Source organism: Enterocloster sp. OA13, assembly GCF_022440595.1.
Lineage (GTDB): Bacteria > Bacillota > Clostridia > Lachnospirales > Lachnospiraceae > Enterocloster > Enterocloster hominis.
In genome coordinates this window covers 52,142-70,949 of the sequence record NZ_JAKNTF010000001.1, presented here as the reverse complement: position 1 = coordinate 70,949, position 18,808 = coordinate 52,142, and the positions used below count along the sequence as shown (strand labels likewise).

General features: G+C 50.7%; 18 protein-coding genes. 8 read left to right on the top strand and 10 right to left on the bottom strand.

What is annotated here, in order from left to right; genetic code table 11:
- The first annotated feature begins 396 nt into the window (after nt 1-396).
- Nucleotides 397-909: a ferritin-like domain-containing protein gene (locus MCJ35_RS00320; protein WP_025483517.1), complete on the top strand. Its 513-nt coding sequence runs from the start codon at nt 397-399 to the stop codon at nt 907-909.
- Here the strand turns inward: MCJ35_RS00320 and MCJ35_RS00315 are convergent, their stop codons facing one another.
- Nucleotides 910-2,412 (bottom strand): glutamate synthase-related protein, encoded by a 1,503-nt coding sequence (locus MCJ35_RS00315; protein WP_025483518.1) that lies wholly within the window; start codon nt 2,410-2,412, stop codon nt 910-912.
- Nucleotides 2,413-2,638: 226 nt separating this feature from the next.
- Between MCJ35_RS00315 and MCJ35_RS00310 the strand changes: the two genes are divergently transcribed.
- Together MCJ35_RS00310 and MCJ35_RS00305 are read left to right on the top strand one after the other, a co-directional pair.
- On the top strand, nt 2,639-3,991 hold the full coding sequence (locus tag MCJ35_RS00310; RefSeq protein ID WP_008721319.1) for an MATE family efflux transporter: 1,353 nt from the start codon (nt 2,639-2,641) through the stop codon (nt 3,989-3,991).
- A 313-nt stretch (nt 3,992-4,304) separates the two neighbouring features.
- Entirely contained in the window at nt 4,305-4,655 is a 351-nt protein-coding gene (locus MCJ35_RS00305) for a hypothetical protein (protein ID WP_025483520.1), read from the top strand.
- A gap of 71 nt (nt 4,656-4,726) precedes the next feature.
- Here the strand turns inward: MCJ35_RS00305 and MCJ35_RS00300 are convergent, their stop codons facing one another.
- On the bottom strand, nt 4,727-5,035 hold the full coding sequence (locus MCJ35_RS00300) for a hypothetical protein (RefSeq protein WP_155858405.1): 309 nt from the start codon (nt 5,033-5,035) through the stop codon (nt 4,727-4,729).
- Between the two features lie 61 nt (nt 5,036-5,096).
- Nucleotides 5,097-5,846: an SIMPL domain-containing protein gene (locus MCJ35_RS00295; protein ID WP_120057703.1), complete on the bottom strand. Its 750-nt coding sequence runs from the start codon at nt 5,844-5,846 to the stop codon at nt 5,097-5,099.
- A 182-nt stretch (nt 5,847-6,028) separates the two neighbouring features.
- Between MCJ35_RS00295 and MCJ35_RS00290 the strand changes: the two genes are divergently transcribed.
- Nucleotides 6,029-8,869 carry an ATP-binding protein gene (locus tag MCJ35_RS00290; protein WP_240299305.1) on the top strand — a complete coding sequence of 947 codons (2,841 nt, stop codon included), beginning with the start codon at nt 6,029-6,031 and terminating at the stop codon, nt 8,867-8,869.
- 107 nt (nt 8,870-8,976) lie between these two features.
- On the opposite strand, the gene MCJ35_RS00285 is transcribed toward MCJ35_RS00290, so the two are convergent.
- Nucleotides 8,977-10,305 (bottom strand): replication-associated recombination protein A, encoded by a 1,329-nt coding sequence (locus MCJ35_RS00285; protein WP_025483524.1) that lies wholly within the window; start codon nt 10,303-10,305, stop codon nt 8,977-8,979.
- Between the two features lie 21 nt (nt 10,306-10,326).
- The gene (locus MCJ35_RS00280) at nt 10,327-11,364 is read right to left on the bottom strand and encodes a hypothetical protein (protein ID WP_025483525.1); all 1,038 of its coding nucleotides are present in this window, start codon (nt 11,362-11,364) and stop codon (nt 10,327-10,329) included.
- 270 nt (nt 11,365-11,634) lie between these two features.
- Between MCJ35_RS00280 and MCJ35_RS00275 the strand changes: the two genes are divergently transcribed.
- Nucleotides 11,635-12,480, top strand: a complete 846-nt coding sequence (locus tag MCJ35_RS00275; RefSeq protein WP_025483526.1) for an RNA polymerase sigma factor — start codon at nt 11,635-11,637, stop codon at nt 12,478-12,480.
- A 12-nt stretch (nt 12,481-12,492) separates the two neighbouring features.
- On the top strand, nt 12,493-13,176 hold the full coding sequence (locus MCJ35_RS00270; protein WP_025483527.1) for a DUF2461 domain-containing protein: 684 nt from the start codon (nt 12,493-12,495) through the stop codon (nt 13,174-13,176).
- Nucleotides 13,177-13,216: 40 nt separating this feature from the next.
- Here MCJ35_RS00270 and MCJ35_RS00265 read toward each other — a convergent pair whose 3' ends face one another.
- From MCJ35_RS00265 to MCJ35_RS00245, 5 genes are all read right to left on the bottom strand, one after another.
- Nucleotides 13,217-14,098, bottom strand: coding sequence for a patatin-like phospholipase family protein (locus MCJ35_RS00265; protein ID WP_025483528.1), 882 nt, complete (start codon nt 14,096-14,098; stop codon nt 13,217-13,219).
- A gap of 79 nt (nt 14,099-14,177) precedes the next feature.
- Nucleotides 14,178-14,471, bottom strand: a complete 294-nt coding sequence (locus MCJ35_RS00260) for a YciI family protein (RefSeq protein WP_025483529.1) — start codon at nt 14,469-14,471, stop codon at nt 14,178-14,180.
- 80 nt (nt 14,472-14,551) lie between these two features.
- Nucleotides 14,552-14,980: a prenylated flavin chaperone LpdD gene (gene lpdD, locus MCJ35_RS00255; protein ID WP_025483530.1), complete on the bottom strand. Its 429-nt coding sequence runs from the start codon at nt 14,978-14,980 to the stop codon at nt 14,552-14,554.
- A gap of 5 nt (nt 14,981-14,985) precedes the next feature.
- A complete protein-coding gene (locus MCJ35_RS00250; RefSeq protein WP_034576552.1) occupies nt 14,986-15,546 on the bottom strand; it encodes a UbiX family flavin prenyltransferase in 561 nt (186 codons plus the stop codon).
- Complete coding sequence (locus tag MCJ35_RS00245) at nt 15,525-16,988, bottom strand: UbiD family decarboxylase (RefSeq protein ID WP_275891654.1); 1,464 nt, start codon at nt 16,986-16,988, stop codon at nt 15,525-15,527. The genes MCJ35_RS00250 and MCJ35_RS00245 overlap by 22 nt, the downstream gene beginning before the upstream one ends.
- Before the next feature lie 141 nt (nt 16,989-17,129).
- Here MCJ35_RS00245 and MCJ35_RS00240 point away from each other — a divergent pair, with 141 nt between their 5' ends.
- Nucleotides 17,130-18,014 (top strand): LysR family transcriptional regulator, encoded by an 885-nt coding sequence (locus MCJ35_RS00240; RefSeq protein ID WP_008721265.1) that lies wholly within the window; start codon nt 17,130-17,132, stop codon nt 18,012-18,014.
- A 100-nt stretch (nt 18,015-18,114) separates the two neighbouring features.
- Nucleotides 18,115-18,750: a TetR/AcrR family transcriptional regulator gene (locus tag MCJ35_RS00235; protein ID WP_081739075.1), complete on the top strand. Its 636-nt coding sequence runs from the start codon at nt 18,115-18,117 to the stop codon at nt 18,748-18,750.
- Nucleotides 18,751-18,808: the final 58 nt, after the last annotated feature.

Below are 18,808 nucleotides of genomic sequence, written 5' to 3'. Positions count from 1 at the left end.
TTGACCTGTATGACAGCGCTGCACTGCGCAAATCAGCGCCATTCTTCATAAGGTGTCCGTTCTCCTCTCTCTGCACGTAACGTGTGCAACGGGTATACCTACTGTCAGTCCTGGCCGTGTACGGACAGAACCGCTTCAATATACCAGCTCCAGAGTGTTCCCTTCGCCCAGTCCTGCGCGGCGGCGCTCTCAGTCGGTGACGCCCCCTTCCTGTTACATTCCTCAGGCAAGAGTCTCTTTCATTGCTTTTAATTATTTATCTACTAAAATAGTACATCGGCGTGATAAAGTCAAGAACTAAAATTTGTCACTTTTCATTTTTAGAAAATTTGTATATTCAGACGTCCTTTTTCATACATTGGACTATGGAATCTTAATATCATAAAGGAGCATAGCATGTTATCCATGGACGATTTCCGATACACAGCCGACCTTCCCTATCCGCCCATTAAGGTCGAAATGAAAAATCCCGCCTATGCCAAGGCCATGTTGGACAACATCGGAGGCCTTAACTCTGAAATGTCCGCCATCAGCCTGTATGTATATAATAACCTGATTATGGAAGAAAAGGATGAGATTGCCACTATATTCCGCAAGGTAAGCATTGTGGAAATGCATCATTTGGAAATTTTCGGAAAACTGGCGCTGCAGTTGGGGGAAGCCCCAAGGATGTGGACCCATTACGGCTGTAAAAAAACCTACTGGTCCCCCAGCTACAACCAATACCCCAGCGAACTCCCGGCGCTGATGCACAATGCCATCAACAGTGAGAAGGCCGCCATCAGCAAATACCAGCATCAGATTGCCTACATACGGGACGAGAATATCACAGATATCCTGCGCCGTATCATACTGGATGAGCGGCACCATGTGGAGATTTTCGAGCAGGTTTACAGGACATACTGCTAATCAGGCATGCCTTATATTGGTAAATCCAGAGATTTCCCGGTTGATGGTGCACAGGTCATCCACATCCATATCATGGATATCGTCATGGCCTGTAATTCTTGCAAATGTCTTAATCTCATCCAGGGATACCCGCAGGAAGTTAGCGACCCTCATGGCGGCGGCTTCTCCTGGCAGACGGCGGCGCAGTTCCTCATCCTGGGTCGCCACGCCCACCGGGCACATGCCGGTGCCGCAGATGCGGTACTGCTGGCAGGCGGCGGCAATCAGGGCTGCAGAGGCAATGGCAACCGCATCCGCTCCCATGGCCAGGGCCTTGGCAAAATCAGAGGATACCCTGAGTCCCCCTGTAATCACAAGGTCAATGTCCGCCCCCGCTTCATCCAGGTACTTCCTGGCGCGGTACAGGGCATATATGGTGGGGACACTGGCGGCGTCCCGGATCAGCTTCGGGCTGGCCCCAGTGGCGCCGCCGCGGCCGTCAATGGTTATGAAATCCGGCCCGGCAAACACACAGTACTCCAGATCCCGCTCAATCCGGCCCGCCGCAATCTTAATGCCTATAGGCCTTCCGTCTGATTCCTCACGAAGCTTTTCCACCAGCGCCTTCAGGTCCTCCCTGGTGTCAATACCCGGAAAGCGTGAGGGACTGATCACATCCTGCCCCAGGGGCTTGTTCCTGACCGCCGCAATCTCAGGCGTCACCTTTTTCCCCGGCAGATGGCCTCCCATGCCAGGCTTTGTCCCCTGTCCAATCTTAATCTCTATGGCATCCGCGTTCTTTAAGTTCTCCTCTGTCACACTATAAAGGTTGGGTACATATTCAAAAATATACCGGTATGCGGCCTCCCTCTCTTCCGGAAGGATTCCTCCCTCGCCAGAACACATGGCTGTACGCACCATTGCGCTTCCCTTTGCCAGCGCGGTCTTGGTCTCCTTTGACAGGGCGCCAAAGGACATATGGGAGATATACACCGGATGCTCCAGTACCATGGGTTTCCTTGCATGTTTCCCGATAATGGTCTCCGTCTTAACCGGGGCATGCTCATCTAACGGCATAGGATTTAACTGTGCCCCTAAAAACAGGATGTCGTCCCACCCCGGCATGGGCATCTGGGTACCCATGGCGGCAATGATGGACTGGCCCTTTACCGCCATCTCATGAATCTCATCCATGTAGCGGCTGTCCGTCCCCACCCTGGCATATTCCGGGTCATACCCGGGCGCTTCCCCGGTAATATGACCGGAGGAAACCGTATCTGCCGGTGCGGGCTGTGTCCCATTCCGCCCTGCCGCTGCTGTTTCCTGTCCCAGGCCGTGTACTGACTGGCCCGGCCCTCCGGAGGATTCCTCATCTGGCGCAGGCTCATCTGCCCCGCCGCCAGCCAGCACCATCTTATCAGAAGCCACCCTGCACACAGGACAGACCAGAAGTTCACTGACCTTTGTTCCTTCTTTCTCCTCATCATACACTGAACCACAGAACCTGCAACGGTATACTGCCATAACCCTACCCCTTTCTCTTACTGATCTTCGTTTGCTTAATAATAGTAATTATTACTATTTTATGATATCACAGATATTCCGCCATGTCCAGCATATATTAATCAAATGTCACCTGTTTTACATAACATCAGATAATACCTGGACAAGACCTTTTCATGCCATTGACTTTACCATATAGAAAATGCTACAATAGCTTTCATGTACAAACGAGAAAGGATGTCATTACATGTCACAAGAGAATAAGATGGGCACCATGCCCGTTAAGAGGCTGTTGGTTACCATGTCCCTGCCGATGATCATTTCCATGCTGGTCCAGGCGCTTTACAACATCGTGGACAGTGTTTTTGTATCCATGATTAACCAGGCAGCCCTCACTGCTGTTTCCATGGCATTTCCCATCCAGAACCTGCTGATTGCAGTGTCCGCAGGAACCTGTGTGGGTGTCAATGCCCTTCTGTCCCGCTCCCTGGGGGAACGGAATGCAAAAAATGCCAACCTGGCCGCTGTCAATGGCCTGTTCCTGGCATTCGTAAGCTTCCTGTTCTTTGCCCTGTTCGGAATATTCGGGGCGCGTATCTTCTTCGAGAGCCAGACAGATAACCCGGTCATCATTGAATATGGAATCCAATATCTGCAGATTGTATGTATCTTCAGTTTCGGCCTGTTCGGGGAAATGATGTTCGAGCGTATCCTCCAGTCCACGGGCCAGACCTTCTACTGCATGATTACCCAGGGCACCGGCGCCATCATCAACATCATACTGGACCCGATCCTGATATTCGGGCTTCTTGGCATTCCTGCCATGGGAATCCGTGGCGCTGCCGCTGCCACTGTATTCGGACAGATTGTTGCCATGGTCTTAGCCGCCATCCTGAACCATGCAAAAAACAAGGATGTGCGCATCAGCTTCAAAGGATTTTCCCCACACGGCAGGACCATTTCCATCATCTATCAGGTGGGTGTTCCTTCCATTATAATGCAGTCCATCAGTTCCGTCATGACCTTTGGACTGAATAAAATCCTTATCAGCTTCTCGGAAACAGCCGTAGCCGTTTTTGGCGTATATTTCAAGCTTCAGAGCTTTATCTTCATGCCCATATTCGGGCTGAACAACGGTATGATTCCTATTATTGCTTACAATTACGGCGCCCGTAACAAAAAGCGTATCATGGAAACCATCCGCCTGAGTATCGGTATCGCAGTTTTTATCATGCTCATCGGCCTGGCCGTATTCCAGCTTATGACGCCCCAGCTGCTTGAGCTGTTCCAGGCGGACGCGGACATGCTGTCCATCGGAGTACCTGCCCTCAGGATCATAAGCCTCAGCTTCCTCTTTGCAGGCTACTGCATCATCGTGGGTTCTGTCTTCCAGGCCATGGGCAACGGCGTATACAGCCTGATTGTATCCATCGCCAGACAGCTGGTATGTATCCTCCCGCTGGCCTACTTCTTTGCCCGGGCATTCGGACTCCATGCCGTATGGTATTCCATCCCCCTGGCTGAAATCACCTCCGTGGTACTGAGTTCCATCCTGTTCAGGAAAATCTATGTGGAGAAGGTGAAACCACTGGGGGAGTAGTCCTTCTGCATAAGGAATAGAAAGGTACCATGTACCACCGCACAGGCGGCGTTTACTAACTTCCATATAGGAAGATAGGAACGCCGCTTTTATTTCCATATGTTCCTTGACAGGGGGCAAGGAAACGGCCCGCTGATACTTCCCGTTGCGTTACCAGAAAGATATAGCCGCAGGATGGGACAAAATAGGTGTTGCCGGATATCAGATGGCTGATTTGGGGGATACCGAACGAACGCCCTGTTGGTCTGGAATTGATTTGTGGCAAATCCTTTCATAAGACATATTATAATAATAAAAAACCGAAGGTTGAATTATGAAAACCGAAAGATATATAATAACGATTTTTGGAATTGACACAAGATTTTATACCGATGAATATCTGTCCCATTTATGGGAAGAGTGTGCGGACAAGGAATTTCTAAGAAGCAGTAAATATATAACAGGTCTCATCGATAGAAAAAACCTGGTTTGTGGAGAAATAAGGGGATGCAGACTGACAGAATATGCTCATGTAATTACAACCGTGAGAAATCCTGTGGAGGTTGAAACGCAAGAAGTATTTATGGAATCATTAAAAAATATACTGAGGGATATCAGGAATATCCTTAATCATCCCAGCATGACAATTTCCATACAGGGTACGGAGTACTATTACTTCGCATGAAACAGAACGTCAGGCAGTTCCAACTGCTTGACCGTACAGACAGGTTGTATTATAAACCGGTCTGCACACTTTTAATATTCCCCGCCAAAATACAGACTGTCATCCATATCCTTATATAGGTAATACCATCTCCATCCTAACTGCACCTCCCCTACATCATCTTCATAGATTTCAACCACATCTCCTTCATCAGAAACATGGTATATATGCAGTATCCCAGAAAAATAATCTGTTTCCAACCGTTCAAGTATAATCATTTCATCGCGATTGCCATGGATCAGGTCTGCCATGATTACCTTGATATCCCCGGCAGGGTAATTCTGACTTAGAAACCATTCGTATGCCGCGGAATCGTTGGGCGGGATTTTAGTGATTACCATAACCATCCGGCCCAGATTACCGATTGCCGGCTGCATGCTTCGCAGGATTCCATGCCGGTCCTCACTGGGCGCTGTAATTCAGCCGGACCGTAATCATCGCGGTCTTGGACCTTGAACTGGTATCCAGCACCCCGTCATAGCTGTACGACTCGGAACTGGAATTCTTCGCCGTAATCTGGAACACGCCCAGGTTGGCGCTCAGAAGCTTTCCGGGGGCTCCGCCCGTTCCCGCCGCCATGATATCAATCCGGTTCTTAGCATTGGCCGTTGCCTTCTCAATTAAATCCAGCTTCATTTCATCCAGCTTTGTGTAATAGTATTCCGGCTGTTCGGATTCCAGTTCCACCCCTGCCTCAATCAGCGTGGTGATATCCCTGGAGATTTCCTCTACCTTGTCAATATCATGGGAGGTGACCGTCATGCCCTGCGTCAGGTCATAGCCGTCCTGTTCCTCTCCCAGATATCTTCCCTCTTCATCATATCTTGATGTATAGGTCTGGGAAATGTTGATGGAGCTGAATACCATCTCATCTTCGTCCACACTGTTTTCTTCCAGGTACTTTTTCACCAGCTGCGCATCCTTTTTAATGGTGCTGTATGCCTCCTTCGGCGTATCTCCGTGGACAGAGAAGCTTCCCCTCCACACAATCAGGTCAGATTCAAAATCACAGCTTGCTGACCCGGTGGCCGTAATCCCGCTTCCCCCTCCCGTTTTCTTGTAGTCCACCAGACCTCCTGTAAAAATGCTCACACAGGCAACTGCACTGACAGCTGCAATCAGGGCGATTACAACGGACTTATATTCCCGCATCTGATATTCTCCTCCTTTTCCATTATCTTCTATCTCATGGATTCAGTATAACATGGCAAAAAACAAAAACAAGAACGGTTTTCTTAATTATTTCTGGCAAATAACCTACCATGCGGTTGCCTCTTTCATGATAAATGTGATAGAATAATCCAATAGTGTAGTCTATGGTATGAGGTGCTGACATGGAAAAACGTCACCGCGGTGCGGGTACAATTATAATAATCATGGCTCTTGTCCTTTCCCTGTCCCCATTGTGGACAGGCATTATTTATGCTTCCAGTCCTTCTTCTGCCCCGGCGGCCTACAAAGACATACCGGATGCGGATGCGCGGACCCTTACCGTGGCATTTTCACCCGTACCTGGCATATGTTATCCTGATGCATATGGCAATTACAAGGGACTTATGGTCGATTATCTCAATGAAATCGCAAAATACAACAATTGGGATTATGAATATGTAAGCGTTGACCCGGATTTCCTCCTGGATGAATTCCTTGCAGGAAAATATGACTTATTAGGGGGTATCTTTCATCTGAACGGCTATGAGTCCCAGATTGCCTACCCCAAATACAGTATGGGCAACAGTAAAGCAGTACTTCTCTGCAACAAAGATGACCAGGACATAAAAAGCTACGAACCCAGCACCCTGAACGGCAAGATAATCGGTGTATATGAAAATGCCCTTGAAAAACGCCAAAGACTCCGGGATTTCCTCCTGATCAATAACCTCCAGTGCGGTATCCGTACCTATTCCTCTAAGGAGATTGGAGGGGACGGCAACATGTACCGCTTCCTGGAAGCCGGGGAAGTGGACCTTCTTCTGGGCAATGAATCGGAAGCCGACCATTACCGGGTTGCTGCGGAATTTCCGGCGCAGCCTTATTATATCGTAACCCATGCCGGAAATGATGATATACTGGACGGGCTGAACATGGGACTTGAGAAAATCCTTAATTCCGACCCCAAATTTGCTGAAGAACATTATGACAGGAACTTTAACAATATTAATAATTCCAAAATCCAGTTCAGCAGTGAGGAACAGGACTACATTGCATCCAAACAGGCCGTAACCGTTGCCGTGGTAAATGCCTGGCATCCGTTCTATTGCCTGGGCGATGAAACAGACCATCACAGCGGAATCCTTCCCGACCTGCTGGAAAACATCTCGGATTATTCCGGCCTGTCCTTCAATTATGTGTTTACGGATACCTACGGGGAGGCCGTACAACTGGTAAAGGATCGAAAGGCTGATATGCTGGGCTATTATCTGGATTCCCAGGAATCGGCTGCCGCTGACGGCCTTGCGGTTTCCAAATCCTATATAACGCTTAATAATATCATTGTCAAAAACAAATCCGCCAACTATCCCTCCGAGGGTCTGACAGCCGGAATCATGGCCGGATGCCGTCTTCCGGATTCTGTTTCCGCTGCACAGGTGCGCTGCTTTGCCACGCCGCGTGATTACCTGGATGCTGTTAACCGGGGGGAGATTGATTTTGTATATGGTATTTCCCCTGCAATCGAACATGAGATGCAGATGCACAGGTATACCAACATCATACCGCTGAGCAGTATCAACAATAACATGGAAATCAGCTTTGCAATGGACCGCCCCATTAATCCGGATCTGATGACAATCCTGAATAAATCCATCTCCAGCCTGTCTGAAGAGGAAAAGAATTCCATTTCCGACCGTAATCTGGTATCCATGGGGTACTCGTCCATGACAATGGGTGAGCTGATTTATGCCAACCCAGTGGCTTTTATAGCTATCTTCAGTGCGTTTGTACTGCTGTCAGCCATATCCATCCTCTTCATCATGAAGGCGCGGCTTAAGAACGCCATGATTCAGGGGGAGCTTGAAAAAGCAGAAGCCCAAAGCCGGGCCAAAGGAGAGTTCCTATCCAGGATGAGCCACGAAATCCGTACACCCATGAACGCCATCATGGGGCTGGCAAACCTGACCTGTATGGAGGAACGGCTGCCTGAACGGGTGGAGACAAATTTAAAAAAGATACTGTCCTCCTCCCAGTACCTGCTGTCCCTCATTAACGATATTCTGGACATGTCCAGGATTGAGAATGGGAAAATGGAAATCATGGACGAGAGTTTCAACCTCCGCCACCTGTTATCAGACCTGGAGGGGATGATGCGCAGCCAGGCGGAATCCAAAGGCATCCTGTTCACAGTGGATTTAGGGATCATCCATTCCGATATCCAGGGCGACCCTGTCCGTTTAAGGCAGGTACTGGTCAACCTGCTGTCCAATGCAGTCAAATTCACGCCTGAGAACGGCCAGGTAAAACTCCTTGTCCAGGAAACAGAATCCGATGAAACCAAGGCAGCGTTCCTCTTCTCAGTAAAGGACAACGGCATCGGGATTGCGGAAGAATACCAGAAAAAGATTTTCGATTCCTTTGAACAGATTGGGTCTTCCAGTGCAAAAAGCGCCGGGACAGGCCTTGGCCTTCCCATCAGCAGCAATATTGTAAACGCCATGGGCGGTGAGCTGAAGGTAAGGAGTTCCCCTCACAAGGGGGCTGAGTTTTATTTTCAGGTTGTATTTCAGCTGTCCGCATCCCCTGAGGACCCTGCGCCCTCAGTCCCAGAGCCAAAAACGCCCGGGGCCGCCCCCCTGGACGGTATGCGGATCCTGCTTGCTGAAGACAATGACCTGAACGCAGAAATCGCGACCGAGCTGCTTCAGATGAATGGGGCCAATGTAGAACGCGTATCCAATGGACTGGAAGCGCTGGAGCATTTTACTAAAAGCCCGGCCGGCACGTATCATGTAATCCTTATGGATATACGCATGCCGGTGATGGACGGCCTGGAGGCAACCAGACGGATCCGGGCCAGCGCGGATCCGGCCGGCAGCTCCATTCCCATCATTGCCATGACTGCCAATTCCTTTAAGGAAGACTCTGATGCTGCTGTCCAGGCCGGCATGACCGGGTTTGTATCCAAACCAGTGGACATGGCATATCTGCTGGATGTATTGAGGCAAAGTCTTTATAATTAAAGTCTTTATAATTAAAGTCTATATAAACAAGGAAACATATTAAAAAAGCGGCTTTCATCCGTTTCACTTCCCATCGGGAAGCCACGGATACGGCCGCTTTATCTTTGTCACACTTCTGCCGATTGTCCGGATTTCCATTGTCTTATCTGTTCCAGACGCCTTTTAATTTCCGGCTCCTTCCCCTGGCCGTTTGGATGGTAATATTCCCTGTCTATAAGCGCATCCGGAAGGCACTGCATGCGGGCCATCTTCTCCCCTGTGTCATGGGCATATACATACCCCTCCCCATAATGCAGTTCTTCCATCAGCTTCGTGGGCGCGTTCCTTATGTTCAAGGGGACTGTTTCTGCCATGGTTGCCTGGGCATCCTCTTTGGCTGTCTCATAGGCCGCATAGGCGGAATTGGACTTGGGGGCCATGGACAGGTAAATGACCGTATGGCTCAGATGTACATTGCACTCAGGCATACCCAGAAAATGACATGCCTGGTATGCTGCCACCGCAAGGGGCAGGGCCTGGCTGTCCGCCATCCCCACATCCTCACTGGCAAACCGGATTAACCGCCTTGCCACGTACAGAGGGTCCTCCCCTGCCTCCAGCATCCTTGCCAGCCAGTAAACCGCTGCATCCGGGTCAGAGTTGCGCATGGACTTGTGGAGTGCGGAAATGATATTGTAGTGCTCCTCCCCCTTCTTATCATAGAGGAAGCTTTTCTTCCCAATGCACTGCTTCAGCACCTCCATGGTAACCGCGGTCTTATCCGCACTTATTTCCCCGTTGGTCACAGCCATCTCCAGGGTATTGAGGGCGGTCCTGGCATCTCCCGCCGCAAACTGGGCTATCATATCCAGCATATGGTCATCAATATCCACATCCAGATAACCCAGCCCCTTGGGACTCTTTAAAGCCTTTTTCAGCAGGCTGGAAAGATTTTCCTGGGTCAGGGCCTGGAGCACGAATACCCTGCACCGTGAAAGGAGGGCGCCGTTGATTTCAAAGGAAGGGTTCTCCGTGGTTGCCCCAATCAGTATGATGCTTCCCTTTTCCACATAGGGGAGGAAGGCGTCCTGCTGTGCCTTATTAAAGCGGTGGATCTCGTCCACGAATACCACTGTCTTAATCCCCATCCTCCGGCTGTTCTCAGCCTGGGCCATCACCTCCTTAATCTCCTTTATACCGCTGGTGACCGCGCTGAAATTAATGAATTCAGCATGGGTTTTATGGGCTATGATACCTGCAAGCGTGGTTTTGCCCACCCCCGGCGGTCCCCAGAATATCATGGACGGGATCTTGTCCTGCTCTATGAGCTGGCGGAGTATCTTTCCCTTTCCCAGCAGATGTTCCTGCCCCACAAACCCGTCCAGGTCATCCGGCCTGAGCCGGCTTGCCAGGGGATTATAGACCTCGCGGTCATCAAACAATGACATCTGTTCCATCATTTCCATCACCTTCCTAATTTACTTTCTCTTATTTTCAAATACATACCGCTTAGAATAATAATAGGTAACCGTACCCCCTCCCACAAACTTTCCATCCTCCCTATACAGGCGTATGGCGGCGGGAAGAAGCATTGTCTTCTGAATCTCCCTGCAGTGATACAGCATCATCTCATAGACCGCATCGCCTGTCTTCAGGCTTTCCATGCCGTCATAGGAGTCTACGATGGCGTATAAAAGCTTATTTTCGACCGAAGGTCCGTTTCTGTGGGCGGCATCTCTGCTACTGCCAATCCCGCCGCCTTCCATATCTCCCTCCGCCGATACCACCGGTACGCAGGCCAGATAAAAACTTTTTTTATCCAGCTTTCCGTCCTGACCGGACAGACTAAGCTGCACCTGGAACAGATCCGGGTTTTCGCTGTACAATTCCTGCGTAATCCCATGGTTCACACACGTTCCATTCCTGTCATATAGTTTAAAGGGCATGCCCGGCCGTTGAAAATATTCCGGATAATCCGGCGGTATCTCCATGATGACATCCAGATTTTCCGCTAAATGAAAGACAGCATCCTTCCTTCCAAGAGAAGATGCATCGCCGGGATCCAGTATCTCCATTTCCATCCTGGTATTATAATATGAATAAACAGGTTCTCCGGAAAGGAATACGGCCCTTCGTATACACTCCTCCTCTAAAACCGGCTGTCCCCCGCCTTCTTTTCCTTCCACTTTTTTCAAATAGACATGGGTGGGCTGGATGAACATTAAATAAACAAATGCCAGGGCCATGACTGCCTGCAACAGGGACATCCCATGGCTGTGACGGAGCACACGCAGGGCATTCCACCCGAAAAACGCCACAATCAGCAGCCTCACCAGATAAGAAACAGGCAGGCTCATCTCCCCCCGCCATCTGACCTTTCCGGTAAAACGGCTTCTCTCATAAGTAAAGACAAAACTTTCATAGACATTCCGGCAATGTTCACATGTGCCACGGTAAAACTTAGGCTTAGCAATCTCACGTCCGCACCAGGGACACTTCTTTTCTACCATCAGCATGGGCTGGCTCCTTTTCCGTCAAGAGTGTGGCTTACGGCATCTGTATTAAATATATCATGAAAGGCTCCGGCTTTCCAGATAATCCGTTTCATGATAGGCCAGGTATGGACTTTATTGACATGATACCCGCCTATGGAGGAGGTACCATCTGAACTTTTGCGGTAAGGTTTCAAAAAGAACTATACGGGACACCAGATATGACTGTATAATAAGATTTATCTGTCACACATCCCCCAATGCCTTGTCTAATTAATAAGGAGGTATAAGAAAATGAATAAAAACCAGAATGTATCAGAATTAATTGACAAGGCCGCTGCCGGGGACAGGGAATCCCTTGAGGCGCTGATCGGCAGCATACAGGACATGGTCTTCAATCTCTCCCTGCGGATGCTTGGGACATTTCCTGACGCCGAGGACGCGTCCCAGGACATCCTTCTGAAGGTGATGACCCACCTTTCCTCTTTTAAGAAGGAGAGCAGCTTCTCCACCTGGGTCTTCCGCATTGCCACCAACCACCTGATTAACTACAAAAAGCATATGTTTGCCGGACGTCCGCTGGATTTTGAATTCTATGGGAATGATATCCGCTGCGGAATGCCCGGGGATCTTCCTGACCTGACCCAGGACGTTGACAAGGAGCTTCTTGCAGAGGAGCTGAAAATGTCCTGTACCAATGTAATGCTCCAATGTCTTGATATGGAAAGCCGCTGTATCTTCATCCTGGGCACCATGTTCAAATTAGACAGCCACACAGCCGGGACCATACTCAACATGACGCCGGAAGCTTACCGCCAGCGCCTTTCCAGGATACGCAGGAAAATGGCCGGTTTCCTCACCGAATACTGCGGCGAATACGGCTCCGGGACATGCCATTGTGCCAGCCGGATAAACTATGCCATTAAAAGCCGGCGGCTGGATCCCCAGGCCCTGGATTATACCGTTGCAAAGGAAATCAATCCCGAAACAGCCGAGAATTTTAAGAACGCCATGGAAGACATTGATGGCCTTGCTTCCCATTTTACATTCTGCCGGATGTATGAATCACCGGAACGGACAAAACAGTTCTTTTCCAGTTTTTTAGGATCCGCGGCACTGTCATTCGTAAAAAACGCATAGGAGGGACTGTCAATGACGGACAACACAATATTAAGATACCTGACTGAATTAAACCATAACAACGACCGCCAATGGTATCACTCCCATAAAGAGGGATTCCAGAAAGCCAAGACTGAATTTGAGGGCCTGATCCAGGAACTGATTTACAGGATTGGGAAAACCGACCGCAGCATCCTGCACCAGAATCCCAGGGACCTGACCTTTAAGCTGGTAAGGGATACGCGGTTCAGTCATGACAAATCCCCTTATAATCCGGCCTTCCGCGCCCATATTTCCTCGAAAGGGAAGCTTCCCATCCCGGTGGGATATTATATCATGATAAAACCCGGCGGCCAGTCCTTTTTAGGAGGAGGGCTTTTCACGGATATGTTTAAGGATGCAACCGCCATGATACGGGACCATATCCTTACGCATCCCGGCCAGTGGGAACAGGTTATCCAGTCTCCTGATTTCAAGGAAACCTTCACGGTCAGGGGCATGGCACTTAAAAATGTCCCCCGCGGCTACGACAGGGAACATCCTATGGCAGAATATCTGAAATTTAAAAGCTGGTACCTGGAATATCCGGTCAGCGATTCAATTGTTGGGGATACGGAACAGTTCTTACAATTGGCCGTGGATATTTTCCTGAAAATGAAGCCCTTTAATGACTATCTGAACCAGGCCCTTGCAGGGTTTAAAATGCCGGAAAGATGAAGGAGTTGGACATCTGCCGGAACTGAGGGCCAGGCGGATTCTAGACACCAGGAAGTCCTTCCCTGTCCAGCACCTTCCTGATTGTGGGAACCATCCTCCTGGTATATTGGTATCCAATCTCCACACATGCCTCCATTTTATCAAATGAGAGCAGTCCGGCATCTTCCGGGAGGGGCAGATGGAGCCGGAGTGCCTCTGACGGTGGACGGCCTTCTTCCAGAAGGCTTCCCATAATGGAAAATGAATGGGAAAGTACTTCAATGACCGAATCATCATCCGGCGCCGAATACGGCGCCCCTACGTCCACGGCTATGACGGGCCACACCCCGGCTGCTTTCAAAAGCCCGCCCGGCTGGTTGTGGGTAACGCCTCCGTCCACCAGAAGGCAGGACCCGATTTTTCTGGGGGCAAATACTCCCGGCACGCTGGAGCTGGCCATCATGGCTTCACACAGATAGGCGTCCCAGGACCATCTCACATGCATCTGCGGCCTGACTGTTTCTGAATTGGTAAAACACAGGGTCTGGCCGCTTATGAGGTCCACTGCGGGAATCACAAGCTTTACCACGGATTCGTCCAGCTGCTTTCTGCCGGTAAGTTCACAGAAGTAGGAGAGCAGCTTATCCCCCTTGATATACCCCTGCAGATTGATTCTTCTCCCGGTCAGAAGCCGGGGCACAAATTCCATAATCCCGGAATAGTCCGGGTCCAGGTAGTCATTTCCATGGACAGCCAGCTGGTGTACTGCCTTCTCCATCTCATGAATCTGCATACCGGAGGCATACAGGCCCGCGGCGATGCTGCCCGCGCTGGTGCCTGCCACTGCATCCGGCAGAAGCCCCGCTTCTTCCAGCGCCTTCAGTACGCCCACGTGGGCAGCCCCCCTGGTCCCGCCCCCTGACAATGCCAGTCCATAATGCATAAAGGTCCCCTCCGGATCTCACATCCTATGGTATAGGATATGACGGAGAGGACCTGAATGCCCTTACTTTTCTTTCATTTTATTCCATCCAGGTTCCGGCGGACGGATTTATATAGTGGGGTTCAAACTCCACCCACCTGTAGTCCTGGATGCCATGCAGTTTAAATGGTTCGTTATCCAGATACGCCTCTGCCTGTTCTGCGGTATCCGCCCTTATAATAAAAACACCGCCGCTCATATCTGTCTTTAATCCGGAAATCAAGAAGTTCCCCTGGTCCATGGCCTTCTGTGTGTAAGCCATGTGCTGTTCCATGATGGCATCATCCATGTTTTCCGCTGCCCGGATGATCCCTTCTACCATAAAATATTTCACAGTCAATCCTCCTGTCCGTTATCCCTGTGCTTCAGACCGTTCCTGAAAATGTTTTCCGCCATCTGCGGGTTCACTCTGTATTATACCACAGATGTCCCATCGGATTCACATGATTTATAAAACCGGCAGGCCTCCTCCAGCATTTCCCCGCAGATCTGCACAACCAGTCCGATGCCGTTCTTAGACAGGCCATCAAAATGAATCCCGCACTCCACGCTGAACGGCTCCCCCAGGACACGGCAAAGCGTTTCCGACCAATGGCTGCTGACCACGCCGTCTTTATGTCCCGGAAACTGGATTGTTTCTGTATCCCGGCCCGGCGCAGTCCGGCTGAAGGCGCCCACATGGGTTCTTGAACCTCCTGTAATCAACACACTGCCCCCTTCATCCAGCCGGAACATATATGCCCTGATGCAGCCGGAAACTTCAGGATCATCAATCCATTTTTCTATAACAGCAGGACAGGGCGGATTTTCCATATGGATTTTTTCTGCACAAATCTTCCCCATAACCGTCAGCCTCCCCAGCGCCTGAAGCCTTCATATTCCATGCCCAGCTGGTCCATTATCCTTCCGACTATGTGATTGGTCATTTCTTCCAGTGTCTCCGGCTTATGATAATAACTGAGGACCGGAGGAAGGATGACAGCGCCCATCTGGGACAGTTCGTACATGTTGCGCAGATGGACCTGGCTCAGCGGGCATTCCCTGGCCACCAGCACCAGCCTGCGCCTTTCCTTCAGGGTCACGTCCGCCGCCCTGAGGAGCAGGTTATCACTGTATCCGCTGTGGATGCCGGCCAGTGTCTTCATGCTGCAGGGGACCACGACCATGCCCATTGTCTTAAAGCTTCCGCTGGCCAGGGCCGCGCCCAGGTCCTGGTTATCATAAACCACATCTGCCAGCTGCCCGATTTCCCCGGCGGACATCCCGGTTTCCTGTTCGATGGTCATGGCGCCGCCTCTTGAGATGACCAGGTGGGTCTGTACCCTCTCTTTTTTAAGCGCCTTTAAAAGGGCTTCCGCAATGGGCGCGCCGGAAGCGCCGCTGATTCCTATGACAATCCTGTCAGCCATTTTTCCGGGTCCACCTCCATAAAACGCGCCCTGACAAACCGCTTCTTCTGGTCATAGGGCACGGTACAGTCAAAGATTGTCTTGCATGCAATGCCTTTCCCCCGGATACCAGGTGAACACTCCGGGGTATTGGACGGGTCCAGGGGATGGCAGCGCACGCCGGGAATCGTGATGATGTCCGCGTCTCCCTGGAACCTTGTATTCATGGCCCACAGTACATCGCTCATGTCAAAACAGTCCACATCCTCATCCACCAGGAACACATGCTTTAACTCGCTGAACGCGGAAAATGCAAGCAGGGCCGCCTGGCGCTGCCGCCCCTCGTCGCTTTCCGTCTTCTTTTCAAACTGCAGTACCGCCATGTATTTGCCGCCTCCTGCCGAAGGACAGTATACATTCTTAAGCCGCCCCGGCATGGCCTTCTCCACCATGCCGTAGATGCTGGCCTCTGTGGGGATTCCCGCCATGGACACATGTTCCTCGCTGGGGCCGATACAGGTCTGCATGATGGGATCCTTCCTGTGGGTCACCGCCTTTACCCGGATAAGCCAGCACTGGCTGCTGGCAGGACCCGTATAGCCCGGAAATTCCGGCATGGCGAATCCTGTGTTGCTGTTCTGGTCCTCCTGGACCCGCACGCCCGGAACCACCTCCCCTTCAATGACATACTCTGCATTGGCAATGGCCCTCTCTTTAACCGTAAGGCACCTGCACAGCTTCACCGGTTCCCCCCTGAGCGCGCCTGCAATGGACAGCTCGTCGTATCCAAGAGGTGTTGTGGGCGGTTCGAAGCAGGAACCGATCTCGATGGCAGGATCCACGCCAATGCTGATGGATATGGGCAGTGCCTGTCCCAGTTCTTCCGCCCGTTCCGCCATGGCGCCTATATGACGCGCCCCCGGGGTAAAGAAAATGGACAGCTCATCTTTTCCCTGGATGCAGAGCCGGTGGATGGTCACATCGCTGGCCCCTGTGTCGGGATGGCTGGCATAACACATCCCCAGGGTAATATAAGGCCCCGCGTCATCCGGCGTATTGGTCGGCGCCGGGACCAGCTTGGCCAAATCAAATCCCGGCTCATTTGCCAGGTGCACCACTTCCTGGCAGGTCGCCTTTTCCTCTGTCACAACCGGCTGTATGGGGTGTGACGCACATTCCCACAGTTTCTTCCCCAGATCCCCGCTCCGGCAGCCAAGAAGGGCAGCCACACGGGTCCTGCTGGATAAAACGCCGATTGCCACCTTTGCATCCGGATGCCCCTTTATCCTGTTAAATACCATGGCAGGCCCTTCCTTCGTGGGGCGCATCACCGTTCCTCCTGCACCGACGTAACGGTATACGCCGGAAAGCTCCGCCCTGGGGTCCACCTCCACCTCTGTCTCTGCATACTGGCCCGGCATGGTCTTTAAAAGCTCCAGGGCCGAACGCAGGTCATTTACCATCTGTCCCACCTGATATACCTCCTCTTTGTTGTCATTTTATCCATATGAATGCTTCCATGTCCAGTTTATATTTTTTCATCTATGGAATCAATTCAAGTTGTGGTATAATTGTTTCCATAATGGAATCATTGGAGGCAGGCCATGACATTTGAACAATTACAATGCTTTATTGCATCCGTGGAGGAAAAGACATTCTTTGATGCCGCCCAATCCCTTTATATCTCCCAGTCCTCCCTTTCCAAACAGATCATGAAGCTGGAGCAGGAGCTGGGGGTCATGCTGTGGGACCGGAGCAGGCGCAAGGCCGGACTGACCGAGGCCGGGAACATATTTTATCAGGACGCCCTTATTTTACTGAAACAATATTCCCAGGCCAGGAACAGGCTGGACCGGTTCCGGGAAGAACCGCAGCTGGCACTGTCCATCGGCACACTGCCCATTTTAACCCAATACCAGCTCACGCCCGCGTTCCGGGATTTCCAGGCAGCCCATCCTGATATACGCCTGTCCCTCCATGAGGTGGAGGAACTGGAACTGATGGAAGGGTTTGAAAAAGGGATTTATGACCTGGTGATTGGCCGGGACGCAATGTTTTACGGGACCAGCTGCCAGACACAGTTCATTGCCGGCGACGAGCTGGCCGCCGTGCTGGAATCCGGCCATCCCCTGGCCGCTAAAAGCAGGCTCCGCCTGGAGGAACTGAAGGATGAGGATTTTATTTTCATGAACCCTTATACCTCCATCTATAACCTGTGTGTAATCCGGTGCCGTGAAGCAGGTTTTTCCCCCAGGATCCTGCGCACGGCACGGGTTGAGTCCATACTAAGCGCGGTGCTCATCGGCGAGGGAATCAGCCTGCTGGCAGGGAACAGTGTGCGGATATTCAAACCGGAACACATCGCGGTCATCCCGCTGGCGCCGGAAATCCCCCTTCCCGTGGTGCTTGCCAGACATAAAGGGCGCCCGGTTACCAGGGCCATGGAGCTGTTCTGGAATACGGGATTCCACCCATTGGATAAACTTTAATCATACGCTCGGATATGTTACCAAAAACACTCCTTGACTTTTGTATCACTCTATGATATTCTTTATTAAACTGACCGTCGGTCTATAAGGTGGTGAATGGATGATGCGCAGGCCCAAAGAGCCGGAAGTAAGAAAAAATGAGTTATTAGATGCAGCACAAAAGCTGTTTGTGGAAAAAGGATATGCAAAAACAACGGTTACGGATATCCTGAACGTATACGGGCTGTCAAAAGGCGTATTCTACTACTATTTCAAATCCAAAGAAGAGGTTATGGATGCAATCATTCAGCGCATGGTTGACGATATGGTGGTCCATGCCAGGAAAATCGTGGAAAACCCTGACATGACCCCGCCCCAGAAGATATTTGCCATTTTAATGGGCCAGGGCCAGTCAGAGGGAATGATAAAAGATAAGGAAAACATGACCCGGCAGTTCCATGAGGTCCAGAACGCCGAGATGCACCAGAAAAGTTTATCGCTAAGCATAAAGAACCTTGCGCCTGTCATGGCGGAAATACTCAGTGAAGGAAACGGCGCAGCTGCATTCTCCACGGATTATCCCCAGGAGACAATGGCTTTGTTCCTGGCCGCAGGGCAAGTGATCTTCGATGAAGGATTATTTCAGCGGAGCAGCGGGGAGAACGCCCGGTATGCGGCTGCCTTCATTGAAATGATGGAAAAAACATTAGGGGTCCCCCCTGGATATTTTAATGAACTCAAGAAAAAATTTGCATGATACCTGTGTCACCCATTATCATGCAATTTTTTACAGTTTTTATAGACTGACGGTCAGT

Coding starts and splice junctions, on each gene's coding strand:
- MCJ35_RS00320 (WP_025483517.1), top strand. CDS start 397: ATGTTATCCATGGACGATTTCCGATACACAGCCGACCTTCCCTATCCG.
- MCJ35_RS00315 (WP_025483518.1), bottom strand. CDS start 2,412: ATGGCAGTATACCGTTGCAGGTTCTGTGGTTCAGTGTATGATGAGGAG.
- MCJ35_RS00310 (WP_008721319.1), top strand. CDS start 2,639: ATGTCACAAGAGAATAAGATGGGCACCATGCCCGTTAAGAGGCTGTTG.
- MCJ35_RS00305 (WP_025483520.1), top strand. CDS start 4,305: ATGAAAACCGAAAGATATATAATAACGATTTTTGGAATTGACACAAGA.
- MCJ35_RS00300 (WP_155858405.1), bottom strand. CDS start 5,035: ATGGTAATCACTAAAATCCCGCCCAACGATTCCGCGGCATACGAATGG.
- MCJ35_RS00295 (WP_120057703.1), bottom strand. CDS start 5,846: ATGCGGGAATATAAGTCCGTTGTAATCGCCCTGATTGCAGCTGTCAGT.
- MCJ35_RS00290 (WP_240299305.1), top strand. CDS start 6,029: ATGGAAAAACGTCACCGCGGTGCGGGTACAATTATAATAATCATGGCT.
- MCJ35_RS00285 (WP_025483524.1), bottom strand. CDS start 10,305: ATGGAACAGATGTCATTGTTTGATGACCGCGAGGTCTATAATCCCCTG.
- MCJ35_RS00280 (WP_025483525.1), bottom strand. CDS start 11,364: ATGCTGATGGTAGAAAAGAAGTGTCCCTGGTGCGGACGTGAGATTGCT.
- MCJ35_RS00275 (WP_025483526.1), top strand. CDS start 11,635: ATGAATAAAAACCAGAATGTATCAGAATTAATTGACAAGGCCGCTGCC.
- MCJ35_RS00270 (WP_025483527.1), top strand. CDS start 12,493: ATGACGGACAACACAATATTAAGATACCTGACTGAATTAAACCATAAC.
- MCJ35_RS00265 (WP_025483528.1), bottom strand. CDS start 14,098: ATGCATTATGGACTGGCATTGTCAGGGGGCGGGACCAGGGGGGCTGCC.
- lpdD (WP_025483530.1), bottom strand. CDS start 14,980: ATGGGGAAGATTTGTGCAGAAAAAATCCATATGGAAAATCCGCCCTGT.
- MCJ35_RS00250 (WP_034576552.1), bottom strand. CDS start 15,546: ATGGCTGACAGGATTGTCATAGGAATCAGCGGCGCTTCCGGCGCGCCC.
- MCJ35_RS00245 (WP_275891654.1), bottom strand. CDS start 16,988: ATGGTAAATGACCTGCGTTCGGCCCTGGAGCTTTTAAAGACCATGCCG.
- MCJ35_RS00240 (WP_008721265.1), top strand. CDS start 17,130: ATGACATTTGAACAATTACAATGCTTTATTGCATCCGTGGAGGAAAAG.
- MCJ35_RS00235 (WP_081739075.1), top strand. CDS start 18,115: ATGATGCGCAGGCCCAAAGAGCCGGAAGTAAGAAAAAATGAGTTATTA.